Source organism: Enterobacter cloacae complex sp. S2 (genome assembly GCF_015159675.1).
GTDB classification, from domain to species: Bacteria; Pseudomonadota; Gammaproteobacteria; order Enterobacterales; family Enterobacteriaceae; genus Enterobacter; species Enterobacter intestinihominis.
Map to the genome: position 1 here is coordinate 20695 of NZ_JADDTS010000032.1, position 17085 is coordinate 37779.

Below are 17085 nucleotides of genomic sequence, written 5' to 3' on the forward strand. Positions count from 1 at the left end.
TTATTTATAGATAGTCGCGGTACCGTACATATGGTTATCGCCACCGGCGGCGTTCACCACGAAGCCTTTAGCGCCTTCCTGACGGGCTTTTTCGGCCAGCTTGTCCTGAAGGTCATCAAGGTTGCTTGCCCGGCTGACAGAGACCGTCCCAGCCGCGCGTAGCTGGCTGGTGTCGGTACTGTCGGTCAGAGGTTGAACGGACAAGGCAGAGAATGATGCGCCTGCCAGCGCACCCGCAATAATAAAGGTCAGATACTTTTTCATAATCACATCCTCAGGGGAAACAACAGGTGATTCCTGTTAAGTTTAGAAGCCTGATGCGTGTGATTTAGCGCAAAAATTTGATGATGATCTGCTTATTTTTTGAACGATAAATTCTGACAATTTGTTGACAGATCATAGACATACAGGTTGCTGATTTTTGTCGTGTTTTTGTGCGACTCAGACAGATATTTACCCCCGCGCCGTCACAGGGTATCTTACGCGGCTGTTTAAAGGAGAATGCCATGACTTCCCACAAGCCGGGATTGCACCCGCGTAACCGCCACCGTAGCCGCTACGATATGAAAGCCCTGTGTCTGAGCTGCCCTGAATTGCAAGGTTTTATCGTTCAGACACCAGCCGGTGAAACGTCGGTAAACTTTGCCGATCCGCTGGCGGTTAAAACGCTGAACAAAGCGCTGCTGGCCCATTTTTATGGTGTGACGCACTGGGACATCCCTGATGGCTTTCTCTGCCCGCCGGTCCCGGGCCGTGCGGATTACGTCCATCATCTTGCCGATCTGCTGGCGGATGACCACGATGGCGTAGTGCCGAAACAGGCTACCGTCCTTGATATCGGTACGGGCGCGAACCTGATCTACCCCCTGATAGGCGCACATGAGTACCAGTGGCGATTTACCGGCAGCGAGATCGGTGATGAGGCCTTCGCCAGCGCGCAGGCCATTATCAACGCTAACCCGGGGTTAAGCCGGGCCATACGTCTGCGTCGTCAGAAGGATGCCGCTGCTATTTTCACCGGCATAATTCATAAGAACGAACAATATGATGCCACCCTGTGCAACCCGCCATTCCACGACTCCGCCGCCTCCGCGCGTGCGGGAAGTGAACGCAAGCGGCGTAACCTGGGCCAGGCCGAAGATGGCGCGCTGAACTTTGGCGGCCAGCAGCAGGAGCTGTGGTGCGAGGGCGGGGAAGTAGCCTTTATTCTGCGCATGATTGCCGAGAGTAAAGGCTTCGGTCGTCAGGTGAAATGGTTTACCACGCTGGTCTCTCGTGGCGATAACCTGCCGCCGCTTTACCGCGCGCTGACCGAAGCCGGCGCGGTGAAGGTGGTCAAAAAAGAGATGGCGCAGGGTCAGAAGCAGAGCCGCTTTATTGCCTGGTCCTTTATGGACGATAACAAACGTCGCAAATAGCACCCCATCGTTGGCCGGGTAAGGCGAAGCCGCCACCCGGCTCGGTTACAGCGTCGGCTCCTGCGGAGGGAGCGGCGAAGCGGGCGGCGACAATACCTGATACGTCTGCACCGGCGCTCTCACGTTCGCCAGATCGAAGTGTTTTTTCACCATGCTGTCGAGAGCAAAGCGCACCGTCCACTGTTTCAGCGGCTGGGTGGTGAACGACACGCGCAGGGTAAAGGCAGTGTTCGTCAGCCCGACGATGCCCGCAAACGACGGCTCACCAATTACCAGCCCGCGAATATCCTCCATCTCCATCAGTTCGCTCACCGCATCCCGCAGCGCCTGTTTCGCCTTATCTGCATCTTCGTGACGATCGACATCATAATTCGCCACCACCGAACCAATGCCGCGCACAAAGTTGGCAAAGGTGGTGATCGATGACCACGGAATAATGTGGTACGCCCCGGTATCCTGACGTACGCCGACGGAGCGAATGGACATCCTCTCCACCGTGCCGGTGAGCGGTCCAATGGTCACAAGATCCCCGGTGTTCATCCCGTTCTCAAACTGGATAAAAATGCCGGTGATAATATCCTTCACCAGCGTCTGCGAACCAAAGGAGATCGCCAGTCCCAGGGCACCGGCACCCGCCAGCAGTGGGGCGATATTTACGCCGATTTCCGACAACACAATCATGATGGTAATGGTGCTAATGATCACCGCCAGCGCGTTGCGGAACAGCGTCAGCAGCGTGCGGGCGCGGGCGCTCGGCAGCGGCCTGCCGTGGACATCCGACACCAGACGGTTTTCGATAAGGCTTGCCAGCAGCGTCCAGCCGACGGCGGAGAAGAACAGGATCAGCGCGATACGAATAAGAATATCGACGGTCTTTTCCCCGGCGCCGTTATGCAGCCAGTTCCAGAAATCAAACAGTCCCCACGCATTCAGCAGCAGCATAATTGCCACGCAGACCGTCAAAATACGCGCCACCTTCAGCGACACCGATGTCCAGCCATTTACCCGTTTTTGCAGCTCGGGGTAATTACGCTGAACCTGCGGCGACAGGGTGATCGTCTTCGACAGCCAGCGGGAGAGCAGGCCAGAAACAAAGGCCGCGATGCCGATAATCGCCAGGCTTTTGAACGTCGCCCCCATCATAAATTTCAGGCTGTTGCCCGGATCGAACAGCGAGAAGAAACACAGCACAATAAAATAGGCGCTGGCCAGCCAGTGCCACACCAGCGCAAAGGCGCGTATAAAGAGGCTGAAAAAGGAGAGGGAGCGATCGGCCAGGTGAAGCAGACTGTCGGTGATCGCTTTTTTATTGTGGAAGATGAGGTACAGCGCCCAGACGGTAATACAGAGCATGATCAGCACGTTCGCCAGGGCCCCGAACTGCACGTTAACCTGGTTGGAAATAATCGGGACGGCGACCAGCAGGCCATAGCCGATCAACCCGCTCAGCACGCTGAGCCGAACCGCCCAGTATTTGGCGCTCCGATCCGAAATGGCGAACGGGCGAAGTTCCGGCACGCGCGGACAGAATATTAACCGCAGGAGCGCCTTAAAGAACTCGATCAGGGCAAAGGCGTTCAGGAACAGCCCCTGCTGAAAGGCGATGGTTTTGTTCCCGGTATTAAGACGGTCGGCCAGCATCTGGCCGACAAACAGCGTCAGCGCCAGCAGCAGCAAATCGATGATAAAGGCCCCGGTAATCATTGCCGGAAGATGCAGCCAGCTGCTTTTATGCTGATTCTTTTTACGTCCCCAGTGGCCCATCTTCCGGTAAAGCGGCCAGACAGACAGGCGCAACAGCCAGTAAAAAATGAATACCGCGGCGGCCAGAATAGAAAACTGGGTCGCGGCTGCAGAAAAGGTGTGGGGATTAAAAGGCTTATGCGAGGTGCCAACAAGGTTGCGATAGAGCTGGGCAAAACGCGACGACAGGGCTTCCCCGTAGCGGCGACTGATATCGGTGACGTTTTCCAGTACCGTCTTTTCGTCTTCGACTTCCGGCGGCGCGATAGTCGGAACCGGATCCTGAGGCGGTGTGGCGGCCACTTTCCTCAACTGATCGATAAGCTCCTGCCGGGACGTGTCGTTCTCAAGCACGTCGGCAAGTGCGCTGTAAGCGGCTTTTTTCTTTTCAGCGTCGGGTTCTGGCGGCGCATTTTGCTGGGTGGCGGTGGCTCCGGTGGTGACGCCGGGAATGGTTACAGCAAGTGATGGCGCGCTAAACAGGGTAAACAGTAGCAACAGGATCCACGGCACGGCGTCCTCCGACAAAAATATCGTGCAAAATGATAAGTATAGAGCGCGCGGAGCGGAGGGGAGTTTTTGGGAACAATCCGGCATAAAAAAGCCGGGCATGCCCGGCTCTGTGTATGGCTATCAGGAGACGTGTTGCAGGAACTCCTGGAGGCGCTGGCTAGGTGGGTTCGCAATCAGCGCCTGCGGATTACCGTCTTCCGCGATGCGGCCCTTATCAATGAAGATCAGACGGGACGCCACTTTTTCGGCAAAGCCGATTTCGTGGGTAACGATCACCATCGTCATGCCTTCTTCTGCCAGATCCTGCATCACTTTCAGCACCTCGTGACGCAGCTCCGGGTCGAGTGCGGAGGTTGGCTCATCAAACAGCATCATCTTTGGCTTCACCGCCAGCGCACGGGCAATGGCCACGCGCTGCTGCTGGCCACCGGACAGCTCGGAAGGATAGTGGTGGGCACGCTCCGCCAGACCCACTTTCGCCAGCAGATCTTTTGCCAGCGTTTCTGCCGCCGCTTTGCTGGCCCCACGCACGCGCAAAGGACCGAACATCACGTTTTCCAGCGCCGTCAGGTGCGGGAACAGGTAGAACTGCTGGAACACCATGCCCGCTTCCTGGCGGATCAGGCGCTCGTCCACTTTCGGATCGTTCACCTTCAGACCATCGACGATCAAATCGCCGCTGGTGATCTCCTCGAGCTTGTTAATACAGCGCAGCAGGGTGGATTTTCCGGAACCCGACGGCCCGATGATCACCACCACTTCACCCTGCCTGATGTTCAAATCGATATTGTGCAGCACCTGGGTTGGACCAAAGTGCTTGGAAACATTTTTAAATTCAATCACAGGATTTTCATCCTTCTTTCAAGACGACGCAGAACAAAGCTCAGGACAAGCGTGATAATCAGGTAGACAACGGCGACCGCACTCCAGATTTCCAGGGCGCGGAAGTTACCCGCGATGATCTCCTGGCCCTGACGGGTCAGCTCGGCCACGCCGATAACAATAAACAGCGAGGTGTCTTTAATGCTGATGATCCACTGGTTGCCCAGCGGCGGCAGCATGCGGCGCAGCGCCAGCGGCAGGATCACGTGACGGATCGTTTCGCGACGGGAAAGACCTAACGCCAGGCCAGCTTCGCTGAAGCCTTTATGAATCGACAGCACCGCACCGCGGGTGATTTCCGCAATGTAGGCGCCGGAGTTAATCATAATGGTGACGACAGCTGCGCTGAACGGGTCAATGCGCAGATCGTTGAAGGCCATCGGCAGGGCGAAGTAGATAAACATGACCTGCACCACAATGGGGGTGCCACGGATCACTTCGATGAAAACCAGTGCGATGTGGTTTGCAATCCAGCCGCCGTAGGTGCGGGCGAAACCGGCCACCAGACCGATAATTAACCCGCCAACCAGACCGAGGACCGAAATCCACAAGGTCATTTTAGCGCCTTCAAGCAAGAGAGGAATGGCAGGCCAGATGGCGCTCCAGTCAAACTGCATGATGTATTCCTGTATACCGTGGTGAAAAACGAAAAACGTAGGCCCGGTAAGCGGTAGCGCCACCGGGCGTTACAAACCTGAAGTCAGGTGAAATTATTTAGGCTCGGTACCGAACCATTTTTTGTAGATTTCGTTATAGGTGCCGTTCTCTTTCAGGGTTTTCAGCGCGCCGTTAACTTTATTACGCAGGTCGTCGCTGCCTTTCGGGAACGCAATACCGTACTGCTGAGCTTCCAGGGAATCACCTACCGCTTTGAACTTGCCGTTACCGGCGGTTTTGATGAAGTAAAGGATGTTAGGCGTGTCGTGCAGCACCGCGTCTGCGCGGTTGGTGCCCAGTTCCATGTAAGCGTTGTCGATGTTCGGGAACTGACGCAGGTCTTTGGTTTTGATATTGGCTTTCGCGTAATCAACGGAACCGGTGCCGCTCTTCACGGCGACCACTTTACCGTCGAGATCTTTCACGCTTTTCACGTCGTTGTTATCCGCTTTCACCATCACCAGCAGGCCGCTTTTGTAGTAGCCATCAGAGAAATCGATAGCTTTTTTACGTTCTTCGGTAATGGTGATGCCCGCCAGCGCCAGGTCAACGTTTTTGGTTTGCAGTGCCGGGATAATGCCGCTGAAATCCATTGGCTTCAGGGTGTAATCCAGTTTGAGTTCTTTTGCGACAGCGGCCCACAGATCAACGTCAAAACCAACGTATTTATCACCCTGTTTGAATTCAAACGGTACGAACGCCGTGTCAGTCGCCACAACCAGTTTGTCGGCAGCCTGCGAGGACACCGCAAACGCCAGGGTAAGTGCAGCCAGTGAAACTTTTAATACAGACTTCATAGCATTTCCTTTTATATCCACGGGGCGATCCCCTGCGAGAACCTCATGCACAATGAAAAAATCGTGCCAGTTTTACAAGCTGTTGTTTTGCAAAGGGGATAATGTCACGCATTGCACAAAAAGCGTGGCAATTCTGTCAGGTTGCACCAGAATGGAGCACCGTTTTGGTGCGCTTCGTTAAGGTCTTCTGACAGGGGGATATTTAGCGCAGAATCTGACGAAAAAACAATCTTCCGTTAACGGTTGTGTGAGGTGATTATTACATTTTATTCACTTTTGCGGCCGTTGCGGACAAAAGTGTGCACCATAAATGTGCAAAACCCCCGCCAGGGGCGAGGGTTATTCAGACAATCCGCAGGGATTATTCGATGTTTGACTCAATGAACCACAGGAACTGATCCAGGTCGCGTGACGCGGCAGTGAAGATATCAGCGGTGTCTTCATCTTTTGCTTCGCCAATCGCTTTACGAACATCGTTAGCGACAATCGCATAACGGTCTGCCAGCTCTTTCAGGTGATCCTGAACGGTATGGATATCCAGCGGATAGCTTTTCAGTGGCGTTTTGCTGTTGATCACCTGCGTGGTACCCAGAGCCACACCGCCCAGCTGTACGGCGCGTTCGGCCATGGTATCCAGATGAGTCACCAGTGCTGTGCGGAAGCCATCCAGCATTTCATGAACGGCAATAAAGTTTGCACCGCGCATATTCCAGTGGGCCTGTTTGGTGATCAGCGAAAGATCGATGAACTGGACCACCTGGCGATTCAGCAGCTCAATGGTCGCTTTTTTATCGCTATCCGATACATCGTTACGGGTATAAAGCAGATTAGACGCTTTCGTTTTCACCAGTTTAGCGGTACTCATAATCTCATATCCTCTTGATGTTTGTGTCCCAGGTAATTACGGGATTAAGTATAGCACCGGATTTTTTCTCTGCGGTTTGGCGCTGCCTATCGGTTTAATAGCGAAAGGATGGTTGAAGTTTTAACTTAATGATTTTAAAGTTTTTTATATAAATTGATGCAGATCAATCTTAATTCGTTAAGTGACAAGGTGGGCAGGTGAAATATTTTGGCAATATAAGAGAGTTTGTAAGAAATTATTTGAAGGGCTGACGAGGCCTATATTCTGCATGGCCGGTAAGCCATGCAGAATTTAAGGGCTAGTTGAGGTCAATCTTATGTACTTTTGGTTCCGGGCGCATGGTCAATGTAGAGCCCATTGACGCCGCGATAATGGAACAGAGCGCCAGCGTCTGCACCAGTGTCAGGGTTTCGCCGAGGAACATCATTCCAGAGATGGCAGCCAGCGCGGGCTCCATGCTCATGAGCGTACCAAAAATTCGCGTAGGCAGACGCGTCAGGGCGATCATCTCCAGAGAGTAGGGCAGCGCCGTGGAAAGAATGGCGACCGCCAGCCCAACCGGCAGGATTGACCACTGCCATATTGAGTCCGTTGCTTGTGCCATGCCGATCGGGACAAAGATAACCGCGGCAATCAGCGAGCCTAAGGCGACCGTCGCGGGGCCGTGCTCTTCGCCCGCACGCTGACCAGTGAGAATATACACCGCCCAGCACGCCCCTGCGCCCAGCGCCAGAGCGGCCCCTGTCAAATCGATTTGTGAAACGCTTTGGCCGAGCGGCAGCAGGAACCATAGCCCCAGCACGGCCAGTATGACCCAGATAAAGTCTACCGGGCGACGAGAAGAAAAGAGGGCAACCGCCAGCGGGCCGGTAAATTCAAGCGCGACCGCGATCCCCAGCGGGATAGTCTGAATAGAGAGGTAGAACATGTAGTTCATCCCTCCCAGCGCCAGCCCATAAAAAAGCAGAGGCAGTCGCTGCTCCTTTTTAAACCGTAGCCGCCAGGGTTTAAAGACAACCACGAGGATCAGGGTGCCTAATGCGATACGCAGCGCCGTGACGCCGGGCGCACCAATCAGCGGAAACAGCGATTTTGCCAGCGACGCGCCGCTTTGTATGGACATCATCGCGATAAGTATGACTGCCACCGGCATCCAGACCGACGATTTACGAGGTAAACCTGGCATCCTTTCTCCTGTCAATTTTTGTCAAAAGAGGTAAAAGTCGCAGTGTAATGGAAATAACCTGCAACGGTTGAGCTACTGTTGAAAAAAAATCCAGGGAAAATCCGTAAAATGAGAAAACGTTGCTGATTTTATCGCCTGAAAGATTAGGAATAATCTGGATGAACTAAATGGCGATGACGCGCACTATTAGCATTTACAGGTGAAAATCTGGAGTTATTTGAACGAGATAGCTGGTGCTGGAAATGTTCTGTTACAGGAAAGGTCGCATTAGACATCGTGAATGACAAAGAGTTTCACAGATTTTTTTGATATATTTAAAACTTACGGACTTACTTGAAGCACATTTGAGGTGGTTATGAAAAAAATTGCATGTCTTTCAGCACTGGCAGCTGTTCTGGCTGTTTCCGCAGGTACCGCTGTAGCGGCAACTTCTACTGTAACTGGTGGTTACGCTCAGAGCGATATGCAGGGCGTGATGAACAAAACCAACGGTTTCAACTTGAAGTACCGTTACGAGCAAGACAACAACCCGCTGGGTGTGATCGGTTCTTTCACTTACACCGAGAAAGATCGTACTGAAAATGGCTCTTACAATAAAGGTCAGTACTACGGCATCACCGCGGGTCCTGCTTACCGCCTGAATGACTGGGCAAGCATCTACGGTGTTGTAGGTGTTGGCTACGGTAAATTCCAGCAGACCGAAAACCAGGGTCTGAACCGTACTGCAAGCAACAGCGACTACGGTTTCTCCTATGGCGCAGGTATGCAGTTCAACCCGATCGAAAACGTTGCTCTGGACTTCTCCTATGAGCAGAGCCGTATCCGCAACGTTGACGTTGGCACCTGGATCGCGGGCGTAGGTTACCGCTTCTAATCACTTCGGTGAGCCAGTAAAAAATCCGCCCAATGTGGCGGATTTTTTTTGTTTGTACCCTCTCCCCGTGGGAGAGGGCCAGGGTGAAAGCATCAGCCTGCACGAGACGGCAGAGATCACTTACTCTTAATATCGAAAATATCCGTCCCCAGATGGTTATAGTCAACTTTCTGTAACCTGAAGTTGGTAATGTAAACTGGCGGGCCCTTCTTCCCGGAGATAAACGGGTAATCATTTTTTATCTCTTTCGTCTTAATCCCCGTCCACTGTGAGAAGAATTTCAGGAAATCGTTCGCGGAACGGCGCGCTTTGATGATGCGATGCGTTTTGTCATCACTCGACAGCACCATAAACGGTACCTGGAAGTTCTGCTGAAACTTGTCATCGTGGGCCAGATACTGCACCTCTTTACCGCGCTCCTTAAACGCCAGACCGTGGTCAGAGAAATAGACCATCGAGAAGCTATCGCCGCTGTTGCGCAGCTGCGCGTACAGCTTGCTGAGCAGATCGTCGGTTTGCGTCATGGTGTACAGATAACACGAGGTCTCTTTGGATTGCACAAACTCCGCATATTTTCCCCCGGTACGATCGCATGCCTGCGGGTGTGACCCCATCAGGTGCAGGACGATCAGCTGCGGCTGGGTGCGCTGAGTGGCAAAGACCTGCGCGGTCATTTTTAGCAACGCTTCATCTTTTGTGTTTTTATCGGCTTCGAAATCACCGCTTTTCAGGAACTGTACCTCGTCGGCACGCTTCGCGATGCTGGCAATGGCGGTATCATACTCGCCGATCTGCCCCTGGTTGGAGAACCACCACGTCTGAAAACCTGCCCGGTTGGCCAGGGTGACAAAATTATCCTGAAACTGCGGTTTTCCATCCACGACACGGTTGAGCGTCAGACCGAGAGATTTCTGCGTCGAGCCGCTGGCCGCCACGTAATCGGTAAACAGCGTACCGTTGACGGAGCTGGCAAACGGCGTGTTATCCCAGTGACCGCCAAACGCGCCGAGCGCATCGCGACGCGCGCTTTCACCGATCACCACCACATAGGTGTGATACTTCGGTTTCACCGCCAGCACGTTCCAGGTATCTTTCATGGTGGAAAGCTCGGCCATACGCGCCTGCTCGTCGAGCACTTCCTCGTTATTCACTACCACGTCTTTAACGAAGCGAAACACCGGATACCCGGTATCTTTAAGCTTAAACACGCCGCCCCAGGCCAGATTTTGTACCGGCGCAACAAAAAACGTCACTACGCTAAAGGCCAGGCACAGGCTTTCAATTTTACCCCATGTTTTTTTCCCGACCTGCTTACGGCGAACCGCAATCACGCCGAGAGCAAAAATGAAAAGGCCAACCACGTAGTTGTACCACGGGAAGATCGTCAGGATCTCTGTAGACTCTTCCATATTGGTGGAGTGGAGCGCCAGCAGGGTATTAAAGTTCGGCGCGCCATAGGCCTGGCCGAACGGGAAATAGGCGGCAGCCACCAGAGAACAGATCCCGATAAGCACTTTCTGCATGCGCGGTGCGCTTCGCCATAGCAGGTGAAGAATGCAGGTGAACCCGACGGCATAAAGCAGGCTAAAGGGGTAGCCAAGAGCAAAGTTAATCAACAGCGATTGCAAAAAATAAAATCCCGTCCACGGGCTTAGGGCCCGGCTGCGGGTAACAAGTGTATCAATCAGGGTTACGTTCATAGATCACTATCACGAAAACGCCATGTGCTCACCCTGGCGTCAAGGGTCAAAGCCTGCCGGACAGTGCGTGGAAAGGGAATGGAGGTCCGCTTCAGCGAGCCGCAAATTGTGCAGGGCTGCAAGAAGATAGTGCGAGCGTGAATCAAGGTCAACACTTGCTAAACAGATGTTTTGCGAAGGGGGCTGCAAATCCGCAAAAATAATCAGGAAAAAGCGAGTTTACAACGAAAGTGTGACAGGAAAATGAAGCGGCGTGCCGCGACGCCGCTTAGTGAGAAGATTTGTCGTCCTGATGCGGTTTGGCGTTAAACATATCGCACAGCATGTTCAACAGCATTAGACGCACTTTAAAAGGAGAGTGAGTAAACACGTTCATACACCTCTTGAATTCATTCATAAGACCTCCTGATTCATGATCCCTTCGATCCGTGAAGGGTGACTGCATTACATACAGATATAGCACAGGCTATATTGTATAGCTATGGCTAATTCGTTAATTTTTTGTGCTTGTAGAGCTATGGTTTACAATGTGCGCTCCGTTACAGGGCGCTGGAAGCGTCAACCCATTGAGGAAGCACAATGAACCGTCGCGCAGGTAAGCCAACTACAAAAAAAACGACGCAACTGGTGAACGTTGAAGAGCATGTGGAAGGCTTCCGTCAGGTGCGTGAGGCGCACCGCCGGGAGCTGATTGATGATTATGTCGAACTGATCTCCGATCTGATTCGTGAAGTTGGAGAAGCGCGCCAGGTGGACATGGCCGCACGCCTGGGGGTGTCGCAGCCAACCGTTGCCAAAATGTTAAAACGTCTGGCGTCGGTCGGGCTGATCGAGATGATCCCCTGGCGCGGGGTGTTTCTCACCGCTGAAGGCGAAAAGCTGGCGCAGGAGAGCCGCGAGCGCCATCAGATCGTCGAGAATTTTTTACTGGTGCTGGGCGTCAGCCCGGAAATTGCCCGTCGGGATGCCGAAGGTATGGAACACCACGTCAGCGAAGAGACGCTGGTGAAGTTCCGCGAATTTACGCTCAAATATGGCCCCGCCGCTGAATGAACATCCCCGGCTTGCAGGCCCTGAAACGCGATCGTTTTTTCCATCTTTTACTTATCACTGGCGTTGGGCTCAGCGTCTTTGTGCCCTTCACGCCGCACACCTGGCCGGCGGCCATAGACTGGCGCACCATTATTACCCTGAGCGGTTTGATGATGCTCACCAAAGGCGTGGAGCTGAGCGGCTATTTTGACGTGCTGGGGCGCAAAATGGTGCGCCGCTTCGCCACCGAGCGCAAGCTGGCTCTGTTCATGGTCTTTTCGGCGGCGCTGCTGTCGACGTTCCTCACTAATGACGTAGCGCTGTTTATCGTGGTGCCGCTTACGCTCACGCTGCGTAAGCTGTGCGAAATACCGGTTACCCGTCTGATTATCTTTGAAGCGCTGGCCGTCAATGCAGGCTCGCTGCTCACGCCGATCGGTAACCCGCAGAACATTCTGCTGTGGGGACGCTCCGGCCTGTCGTTTACCGCATTTACATGGCAGATGGCGCCGCTGGCGCTGGCGATCGTGGCGACGCTGCTGGTGGTGGGCTGGTTTGCTTTCCCGAATAAATCGTTGCAGTACCACAGCGGTACCACCGGCCCCCAGTGGCAGCCGCGTCTCGTCTGGAGCTGCCTGGGACTGTATATCGTTTTCATTACCGCGCTGGAGTTAAACCAGGCGCTGGCGGGCGCGCTGCTGGTGGCGTGTGGCTTCCTGTTCCTCGCCCGGCGGGTGCTGGTGAGTGTTGACTGGACGCTGCTGCTGGTGTTTATGGCGATGTTTATTGACGTGCATCTGCTGGTCCAGCTCCCGGTATTGCAGACCGTTCTTCATAGCGTCAGCGGTCTGTCGCAGCCGGGATTATGGCTGACGGCGATTGGTCTCTCGCAGGTGATCAGTAACGTGCCGTCTACCATTTTGCTGCTTAACTATGTTCCCCCAACGGTACTGCTGGCGTGGGCGGTCAACGTCGGCGGCTTTGGGCTGCTGCCCGGCTCGCTGGCCAACCTCATCGCCCTGCGGATGGCCAACGATCGCCGCATCTGGTGGCGCTTCCATTTATGGTCAATCCCGATGCTGCTCTGGTCTGCGGCGGTCGGTTTCGGACTATTCCTTCTCATATAGTGCGCAATTTGTCAGTTTTTCCTGGCAAATGTATAGCAACGTCCTAGCTTTAGTGAACGGCATAGTGTGATGCCGCTCACTGACAGGACCGTTGCTGAACTATGGCAGAAGATCAAAATCCACCTGCTGACGAGCAGGATCAAAACAATAACGAGCGCAAGCGCCCGGGCAAAAAACCGTTAATTATCCTTGGCATCGTGGTCATCGTGATGGTGATCGTGGCGCTGGTCTGGTGGTTTTTAACCCGTAACGAAGAGACCACCGACGACGCCTTCACCGACGGCGACGTAGTGACCATTGCCCCAAAAACGGCAGGCTACGTTACCGAACTTCGCGTGCGGGATAACCAGCGTGTAAAGAAAGGGGATGTGCTGGTGGTGATCGATCCGCGTGATACCACCGCCCAGCGCGATCAGGCTCAGGCCCAGCTTGGGCTGGCGGTTGCGCAGTTGCATCAGGCGCAGGCGCAGCTGGCGCTCTCGAAGGTGCAATATCCCGCCCAGCGCGATGAAGCCAAAGCCCAGGTACTGAAAGCCCAGGCGGATATGGCCAACGCTCAGGCGGAGTACCGCCGTCAGCGCGGCGTTGACCCCCGCGCGACCACACAACAAAGCATCGATGCCGCGAACGCTCAACTGCGGAGTGCCCAGGCGGGTCTGGCCAGCGCGCAGGCGCAGCTGGAGGTGGCGGAGCAGGTCCAGCTGCAAATCCGCCAGCAGGAGACTAACGTCGAAGCCCGCGAACGGCAGGTCGATCAGGCCAGAGCGCAGTTGGAAACCGCCAACCTGAACCTCTCTTATACCGAAGTCCGCGCCCCGTTCGACGGTTTTGTCACCAAACGCAACGTCCAGCCTGGTACGCTGGTGCAGGCAGGCACGGCACTGTTCTCGCTGGTTTCCCCGAACGTGTGGGTGGTGGCGAACTTCAAGGAGTCGCAGCTTGAACGTATGAAGCCGGGCGACAAAGTGACCGTGTCCGTCGATGCCTGGCCGGATATGGCGCTCGAAGGCCATATTGACAGCATCCAGCAGGGCAGCGGCTCGCGCTTCTCCGCCTTCCCGTCGGAAAACGCCACCGGTAACTTTGTGAAGATCGTTCAGCGCGTGCCGGTGAAAATCGTCATTGATAAGGGGCTGGATCCGAACAAACCGCTGCCGCTGGGGCTGTCGGTTGAACCGAAGGTCACCGTGGAATGACGGACAGCAGCCACGAAAACTGGAAGCCCGCCAGTAACCCGTGGGCGGTGGCGATTGTGGTCACCCTGGCGGTGTTTATGGAAATTCTGGACACCACCATCGTCAACGTGGCGCTGCCCCACGTCGCGGGGTCGCTCTCGGCCAGCTATGACGAATCTACCTGGGTGCTCACCAGCTACCTGGTGGCGAACGGCATCGTGCTGCCGATCTCGGCCTTCCTGAGCCGGCTGTTTGGCCGCAAGCAGTTCTTCCTGATCTGCATTGTGATGTTCACCATCTGCTCGTTCCTGTGCGGCATCGCCACCGAGCTTTGGCAAATCATCCTGTTCCGTGTGATGCAGGGTTTTTTTGGCGGCGGGTTGCAGCCCACGCAGCAATCGGTGCTGCTCGATTACTTCAAGCCGGAGGACAGGGGCAAAGCCTTTGGCCTTTCATCCATTGCCATTATCGTCGCGCCAGTACTTGGCCCGACGCTGGGAGGCTGGATCACCGATAACTACTCCTGGCGCTGGGTGTTCTTTATCAATATTCCGGTAGGGATTGTGACGGTGCTGGCCATCTATCAGCTGCTGGAAGATCCGCCGTGGGAGAAAAAGTCGGAAGAGAAGCTCACCGTCGACTGGACGGGGATCGGCCTGATCGCTCTCGGACTTGGCTGTTTGCAGGTGATGCTCGACCGGGGCGAAGATGATGACTGGTTCTATTCGAACTTTATCCGCACCTTCGCGGTACTGACGCTGGTCGGCATTATCGGCGCGATCTACTGGCTGATGTATGCCAAAAAGCCGGTGGTGGATCTGCACTGTATGAAGGATCGCAACTTTGCGATCTCCAGCCTGCTGATGGCGGGGATGGCGATGATCCTCTACGGCAGTTCGGTGGTTATTCCGCAACTGGCGCAGCAGGATTTGGGCTATACCGCCACCTGGTCCGGGCTGGTGCTGTCGCCCGGGGCGGTGCTGATTGTGCTGACTATTCCGCTGGTACTGAAGCTGATGCCGGTGGTGCAGACGCGCTGGATCATCGCCTTCGGCTTTACCTGCCTGGCGGTGTCCTTCTTCTGGTCCCGGACGCTGACACCGGATATCGATTTCGAAACGCTGGTGCTGTTCCGCAGCGCCCAGTCGATTGGACTCGGGTTCCTGTTTGTGCCCCTCACCACCATCGCCTTTATCTCGATCCCGAGGCGGCTTAACGCCGACGCGGCGGCGCTGTTTACCATGTTCCGCAACGTGGCCGGCTCGATTGGGATTTCGCTCTCGACGGCGGCGATCACCGAGCGCTCGCAGGCGCACAGCGCGCATCTGGCTTACCACGCTTCGCCGTTTAATGAGCAGTTCCAGCTGGCGATACGCGAAAGCGCCCAGGCGATCCAGAACTTCACCACTCAGGTGGGCGATCCGACCGGCATTGCCACCGGGCAGATGTACCAGACCATGATCGAGCAGTCGCGCTTTCTGGCCTACATCGACGTCTTCACCATTCTGAGCGCGGTGGCCTTCTTACTGATTCCGTTTTGTTTGTTGCTCTCGCCGGTTAAGAGCGAGGGGAGTGCAGGAGCACACTGATGATACACAGACGTTTACACCCCCTGATGATAATGATGCTGCTGGTGGGCTGCGCCGTCGGGCCGGACTACCAACAGCCTGCACCGCCCGCCACCACGCACTGGAACGATAAGGGCGACGGCGCGGTGAAATCGCAAACGTCCTCCGCCGCCACCAACCCGCGCTGGTGGAAAACCTTCGGCTCGCCGCAGCTCGACAGCCTGATTGAACGCGCCATCGCCGGAAATCTGACGCTACAGCAAACGGTATTGCGCATTGCCGGCGCGCGCGAACAGATTAACCAGGCCGGTGGGGCATTTTTCCCGTCGGTGAATGGCAATGTGCAGGCGACGCGCCAGCAGCTTGGGCTGGAAGGGGAGCTGAAATCCCACGGCGTGTATGACCAGTTGAATAATGTCGATCCGCAGCTGCGAAGCGCGTTAGGCCCGCTGACGCAGCCGATTAACCTCTATCAGGGCAGCTTCGACGCTCAGTGGGAAATCGACCTGTGGGGCAAGGTGCGCCGTCAGGTAGAAGCGGCCGAGGCGCAGCAGCGGGCGGCGATCGAGCAGCGTAACGATGCGCTGGTCTCGCTGGAAGCCGAAGTGGCGCGGGCGTGGCTACAGCTGCGAGGGGCGCAGAGCATCATTGCCACGCTTAATACGCAAATTGAAAGCGCGCAGCAGACGCTGGATCTGACCGAAAGCCGCCAGCGGGGCGGGCTGTCACCGCAGATGGACGTAGAAAACGCCCGGGCGCAGCTGGGCAATCTTGAAGCCCAATTGCCGCAGTATCAGGCGCAGGAACGCCAGGCGATGAACGGGCTGGCCATCCTGCTCGGCAAACCGCCGGGGGCGCTGGATGCCGAATTACAATCCGTGCAGCCGATGCCAGCGTTGCCGGATATTGTGCAAACCGGCATTCCGTCAACGCTGGCGCGTCGTCGCCCGGACGTGCGCGAAGCTGAGGCGAACCTCCATGCCGCTACGGCGCAAATTGGCGTCTCGGTAGCAGAACTGTTCCCAAGCTTCACCCTCTCCGGGCAGTTTGGCCTGCGTAACAGCGAATCCGGCTGGCTGACCGACTGGAGCAGCCACTTTTACAGCTTCGGTCCGCAGGTCTCCATCCCCATCTTCCAGGGCGGTCGGCTGGTCTCCAGCGTCAAGGTGGCCCGCGCACAGCAAGGGGCGGCGGTGCTGGACTATCGTCAGACGGTGCTGACGGCGCTCGGCGATGTTGAAAACGCGCTGGTGAGCTATCGCACTGACCAGCAGCGTGAGGCGGGCCTGGCGAAAACCATCGACGCGCTGCAAAACGCTTTTGATCTCGCCAGCGACAGCTACCGACAGGGGATCGCCAGTTTTATTGACGTGCTGGACGCCCAGCGTCAGCTCGCTCAGGCCGAACAGCAGCGGGCGCAGGCGCAGGTGCAGAGCGCGCTTGACCTGGTGGCGCTCTACAAAGCCCTCGGCGGCGGCTGGGAGCCGTATCAGCAGGTTCAGCTGCCAGACTACAGCGTCTTTGGCGATGCCCCGCGCGGATAGATTC

Annotated in this window: 16 protein-coding genes; 7 read left to right on the forward strand and 9 right to left on the reverse strand. The window is 55.5% G+C overall.

Going from position 1 to position 17085, the window contains the following annotated elements; genetic code table 11:
* Complete coding sequence (mcbA, locus tag IPZ49_RS14720) at nt 1-264, reverse strand: DUF1471 family periplasmic protein McbA (RefSeq protein ID WP_022647519.1); 264 nt, start codon at nt 262-264, stop codon at nt 1-3.
* A gap of 242 nt (nt 265-506) precedes the next feature.
* Between mcbA and rlmF the strand changes: the two genes are divergently transcribed.
* Nucleotides 507-1418 (forward strand): 23S rRNA (adenine(1618)-N(6))-methyltransferase RlmF, encoded by a 912-nt coding sequence (gene rlmF, locus IPZ49_RS14725; RefSeq protein WP_063146193.1) that lies wholly within the window; start codon nt 507-509, stop codon nt 1416-1418.
* Between the two features lie 45 nt (nt 1419-1463).
* Here rlmF and ybiO read toward each other — a convergent pair whose 3' ends face one another.
* The 6 genes from ybiO to rhtA form a co-directional block, all read right to left on the reverse strand.
* Entirely contained in the window at nt 1464-3674 is a 2211-nt protein-coding gene (gene ybiO, locus IPZ49_RS14730; protein WP_022647521.1) for a mechanosensitive channel protein, read from the reverse strand.
* Between the two features lie 120 nt (nt 3675-3794).
* Nucleotides 3795-4517 carry a glutamine ABC transporter ATP-binding protein GlnQ gene (glnQ, locus tag IPZ49_RS14735; RefSeq protein ID WP_022647522.1) on the reverse strand — a complete coding sequence of 241 codons (723 nt, stop codon included), beginning with the start codon at nt 4515-4517 and terminating at the stop codon, nt 3795-3797.
* A complete protein-coding gene (gene glnP / locus IPZ49_RS14740) occupies nt 4514-5173 on the reverse strand; it encodes a glutamine ABC transporter permease GlnP (RefSeq protein ID WP_010428919.1) in 660 nt (219 codons plus the stop codon). The genes glnQ and glnP overlap by 4 nt, the downstream gene beginning before the upstream one ends.
* A 93-nt stretch (nt 5174-5266) precedes the next feature.
* Nucleotides 5267-6010, reverse strand: a complete 744-nt coding sequence (glnH, locus tag IPZ49_RS14745; protein ID WP_003858455.1) for a glutamine ABC transporter substrate-binding protein GlnH — start codon at nt 6008-6010, stop codon at nt 5267-5269.
* Nucleotides 6011-6371: 361 nt separating this feature from the next.
* Nucleotides 6372-6875 carry a DNA starvation/stationary phase protection protein Dps gene (gene dps, locus IPZ49_RS14750; RefSeq protein ID WP_000100801.1) on the reverse strand — a complete coding sequence of 168 codons (504 nt, stop codon included), beginning with the start codon at nt 6873-6875 and terminating at the stop codon, nt 6372-6374.
* 298 nt (nt 6876-7173) lie between these two features.
* Entirely contained in the window at nt 7174-8061 is an 888-nt protein-coding gene (gene rhtA, locus IPZ49_RS14755; RefSeq protein ID WP_023305742.1) for a threonine/homoserine exporter RhtA, read from the reverse strand.
* Between the two features lie 355 nt (nt 8062-8416).
* Between rhtA and ompX the strand changes: the two genes are divergently transcribed.
* Nucleotides 8417-8935, forward strand: coding sequence for an outer membrane protein OmpX (gene ompX / locus IPZ49_RS14760; RefSeq protein WP_003858450.1), 519 nt, complete (start codon nt 8417-8419; stop codon nt 8933-8935).
* A 116-nt stretch (nt 8936-9051) separates the two neighbouring features.
* Here the strand turns inward: ompX and IPZ49_RS14765 are convergent, their stop codons facing one another.
* Together IPZ49_RS14765 and mntS are read right to left on the reverse strand one after the other, a co-directional pair.
* A complete protein-coding gene (locus IPZ49_RS14765) occupies nt 9052-10635 on the reverse strand; it encodes a phosphoethanolamine transferase (RefSeq protein ID WP_063146192.1) in 1584 nt (527 codons plus the stop codon).
* Nucleotides 10636-10903: 268 nt separating this feature from the next.
* A complete protein-coding gene (gene mntS / locus IPZ49_RS14770; RefSeq protein ID WP_022647525.1) occupies nt 10904-11032 on the reverse strand; it encodes a manganase accumulation protein MntS in 129 nt (42 codons plus the stop codon).
* A 182-nt stretch (nt 11033-11214) separates the two neighbouring features.
* Here mntS and mntR point away from each other — a divergent pair, with 182 nt between their 5' ends.
* The 5 genes from mntR to IPZ49_RS14795 all read left to right on the forward strand — a co-directional run bounded on the left by mntR (nt 11215) and on the right by IPZ49_RS14795 (nt 17081).
* Nucleotides 11215-11688, forward strand: coding sequence for a manganese-binding transcriptional regulator MntR (gene mntR / locus IPZ49_RS14775; RefSeq protein WP_022647526.1), 474 nt, complete (start codon nt 11215-11217; stop codon nt 11686-11688).
* Entirely contained in the window at nt 11685-12794 is a 1110-nt protein-coding gene (locus tag IPZ49_RS14780; protein WP_045308536.1) for an anion transporter, read from the forward strand. Before mntR ends, IPZ49_RS14780 begins: the two co-directional genes overlap by 4 nt.
* 101 nt (nt 12795-12895) lie before the next feature.
* Nucleotides 12896-13990 (forward strand): HlyD family secretion protein, encoded by a 1095-nt coding sequence (locus tag IPZ49_RS14785; RefSeq protein ID WP_022647528.1) that lies wholly within the window; start codon nt 12896-12898, stop codon nt 13988-13990.
* Complete coding sequence (locus IPZ49_RS14790; RefSeq protein WP_063146191.1) at nt 13987-15558, forward strand: DHA2 family efflux MFS transporter permease subunit; 1572 nt, start codon at nt 13987-13989, stop codon at nt 15556-15558. Before IPZ49_RS14785 ends, IPZ49_RS14790 begins: the two co-directional genes overlap by 4 nt.
* Nucleotides 15558-17081, forward strand: coding sequence for an efflux transporter outer membrane subunit (locus tag IPZ49_RS14795; RefSeq protein WP_058646137.1), 1524 nt, complete (start codon nt 15558-15560; stop codon nt 17079-17081). Before IPZ49_RS14790 ends, IPZ49_RS14795 begins: the two co-directional genes overlap by 1 nt.
* Nucleotides 17082-17085 lie beyond the last annotated feature (4 nt).